This window comes from Tychonema sp. LEGE 06208, from assembly GCF_015207505.1.
GTDB lineage: Bacteria > Cyanobacteriota > Cyanobacteriia > Cyanobacteriales > Microcoleaceae > Microcoleus.
In genome coordinates this window covers 1-3,812 of sequence record NZ_JADEWT010000202.1, presented here as the reverse complement: position 1 = coordinate 3,812, position 3,812 = coordinate 1, and the positions used below count along the sequence as shown (strand labels likewise).

The window sequence follows — 3,812 nt, the reverse complement described above, 5'->3', positions numbered from 1 at the left end:
GGGCGGCGCTCGGAACATTATGATCCGAGCTTTGAGGGACGGCTCCTTTGCTTTAGCTATCAATAGCGAAAGTATTGCTATCGCGTATGCCCTGTTTGTCTAGGGTTGTGCAGCGTAACACCGTCAGCAACTCCCAATGAAGTTGGGATAAATAGCATTGATGCTAATGGATTGCCCGGTACGGGAAATATTAGCATTAGCAGCAATGAGATTGGCTTTTTGGGAGGAGGTTTCGCGCAGGGTAAAGGGAGTTTTTCAATTGAGCCGTTTTCGCCGAATGTCGGAATTCGCTTCCAGGCTGGACTTCCTTTCGATCCGCAGGCGATCGATATAGGAGCACCTTTTTTATCCTCATTGCGTAATGGCTTTAGTGCCATTATTTTCGGAGGGAAAACTACTACAGGCAATATCACTGTAGAGAATTTGCCAGTATCTTTTGCCGATCCTGTGACTTTTAATACTCAAGGCACTATTTTTGTCAATCCCAACCAATCGATTTCGGGAACAGATAATGCTTCCATTACTCTCAACGCTACAACTAATAACCTGAAGGGCAATATTACCACTCAATCTCAAAATATCACAATTAACGGCAATACCTTAGTTGGAAATAGTGTCTTAGTGAGCAATGGCAATTCAGCAAGTGGCAATATTCTGTTTAACAATAACATTGATGGCAGCGGCGATCTCACTTTAGAAACAGGTACAGTTAACTTTTCAGTTAAATCGGCGATCGGCAACACCACACCCTTGGGAAATCTCACTGTAAATAGTGCTGGTAAAGCTACATTTAATGCTATCACGGCTACCAGTTTCACCACCAATGCTGGCGGCACAACTACACTTAATGGCGATGTCAAAACAACCGGCAGTCAAACCTACGGAGAAGCTGTCACTGTTGCCAATAATCCCATTCTCACAGGTAGCGACATTACTTTCAATAATACTGTGGACGGCACCAGCGATTTGACGGCGAAGGCGGTGAGCGGTAATGTTACATTCAATGGTGCAGTTGGGAATACTACAGCATTAGGAAATATTACCGCTAACTCTACAGGAACCACCGCATTTAATCAAACAGTCAATGCAGCAAGTTTAACCACAGATGCTGGCGGCACAACTACACTCAATGGCGATGTCAAGACAACCGGCAGTCAAATCTACGGAGATGCTGTGACAATTGCCAAGAATCCGACTCTCACAGGGAACGGTATTACTTTCAACAATACTGTTAACTCCAATAACATCGGTAGCGATTTGACTGTGGATGGGACGACTGGTGATGTTACATTCAATGGTGCAGTTGGGAGCTCAAAGGCGATCGGCAATTTAACAGCTAATTCTACAGGAACAACTGCATTTAATCAAACAGTTAATGCTGCGAGTTTGACTACAGATGCTGGCGGCACAACTCAAGTCAAGGCAAATGTCACTACAATCGGCGCTCAAACTTATGCAGATGCAGTGACAATTGCCAATAATCCGATTCTTTCAGGTGACAGCATTACTTTCGATAATACTGTGGATGACACCAGCGATTTGACTGTGCAGGCGGTGAGCGGTAGTGTTACATTCAATGGTGCAGTTGGCAATACCGCAACATTAGGAAATATTACAGTTAATAGTACAGGAACAACTGCATTTAATGCCGTCAAGGCTGCTAGCATCACCACTAACGCTGGCGGCACAACTCAACTGAATGGCGATGTGACAACTACGGGAAGTCAAACTTATGGAGATGCTGTCACTGTTGCCAATAATCTGATTATTTCAGGTGACAATCTTACTTTTAATGATACAGTTAACGGCAGTAGCGAGTTGACTGTGAATGGGGATACCGGTAATGTTACATTTAATGGTGCAGTTGGCAATGCTAATTCTTTAAGTAAGTTGCAAATTAGCGGAAAAAATATCAATGCAAATTCTGCGATTAACGTAGGTGGCAATATTGGAATTTCGGCTGACACGATCAATCTGCAAGGAGCTTTGACTACTACCAATAACGGTACGCTAATAATTAGCAATACGGGCAATCTAAATATTTTAAATAATCTGAACTTAGACGGTGCATTTAATCAAAATGGCGCGGGAAGCGTTGCCCTGAGCGGAAATATTACCACAACTAATGACAACATTAGTTTTAGTGGGCCGGTGACATTAAATACTCCTGTAAATTTTACACTCGGAGATGCAACTATTGCTTTCGGTTCTAGTTTATCGGCCGGTAGTAACCCGCTGACTTTAACTGCCGGTGAAATTGATTTTTTAGGTAAGGTTTCTGGTACGGGCGCGCTAACGCTGCAACCAGCAACAGCCGGCCAAAATATTGTGGTTGGCGGAACTGATAACAATACTAGCGCTTTAGATTTGACGGGATCGGAACTTAATTTTATTCAAAATGGGTTTAGCTCGATCGCGATCGGGCGATCGGATAGCACCGCCAAGGTTAGTATATCTAATAATCTCACATTTTTAGACCCCGTAACTATTCAAGGGGGAACTGGGGCGATCGCACTTGATGGCACTCTGACGGGCAATGACAACAGCAGTATCGCCCTCAACGCTTCCACAATTAATTTAAATTCTGGCATCAATACCAATAAAAGCCCGATCGCCCTTAACGGCACTATCCAACTCGGAAACGATATTAATCTCAGTAGCGGCGGCGGAGATATTAAGATAGTTGGTGCGATCGACGGCAATCATTTGTTAAACTTAGATGCAGCTACAGGCAATGTGCTGGTGCAAGGAAATATCGGCGGAACAGCACCACTTTCTGTTTTGAATGTTACCGCAAAGCAAGCGGAATTGACAGGTAATATTGCGAGCAATTCGGGTTTTAATATTGCTGCTGACAGCACTAAATTGGGTGGCAATGTTACTACTAATAATGGCAATATCAATATTAACGGTGTTCTCGGTTTGACGAAAGACGCGATATTGAGCACGGGTGGCGGAAATATTGCCTTTGGAGGCGCGATCGACAGTATTGATGTGGCCCGCAGCCTAAATCTGGATGCAGGTAGCGGCAGCATCACTTTCAGCGCAGCAGTCGGCGCCATTGGACAGTTAGCAAATGTTGCGATCAAAAATGCTGGCGACGTAACAGCCAACTCGACAATTAACGTGCAAAGCTTGCAAATAAATAGCGCGGGAAATATCAATTTATTGGGCAATGTCGCTGCTTCAAATGCTGGAAATGGAGGGACGATTGAGCTTTTTAGCCCGCAGGGAAAAGTGAATGCTCAAGATTTGAATACAGCGGGAAATACGGGCGGGAACATCACCGTTAAAGCTTTAAATTCAATTACGGCGGGACAAATTACCTCCTTCGGTACAGCGGGAAATGGCGGCAATGTGTTCTTAGATCCGATCGGCGATATTCAAGTAAAGTCGATCGATGCACAAGGCGGTACTGGCGGCACCGGTGGGAATGTTTTTATTGAATCGACAGGGGGATTTTTCCGCGCTACTGGTACTTTTTCCACCCCACTTTCGCCGACGGGATTTGCTAGCATTTCTACTGCTGGCGGTGCCGGTGGTGGCCAAATTACAATTGTGCACGCTGGGGGAGATGGAGGGTCGCCGATTCAACCCTTTGTCGTTGGAAATGCTGCTAGCAACGGTACGGCGGGCGCAATTACCACGGGACAATCTAGCATTACATCGCAGTCGTTTCCGCGTTCTAGGGCGTCGGTTCAGTATTAGGAGTTGACAAAAAAAGGAATTTATGAAATTAGCCAGTGCATGAGTTCGACTCTATGCCTGGTGTAATTGGTCGAACCTTATCCATTCGAGCAATGACATGAAGA

The 3,812-nt window shown here is 44.9% G+C and carries 1 protein-coding gene; it reads left to right on the top strand.

All coding sequences use genetic code 11. The features are described 5' to 3' along the window. Nucleotides 1–105: 105 nt before the first annotated feature. Nucleotides 106–3,708 carry a beta strand repeat-containing protein gene (locus tag IQ263_RS27765; RefSeq protein ID WP_228050426.1) on the top strand — a complete coding sequence of 1,201 codons (3,603 nt, stop codon included), beginning with the start codon at nucleotides 106–108 and terminating at the stop codon, nucleotides 3,706–3,708. Nucleotides 3,709–3,812: the final 104 nt, after the last annotated feature.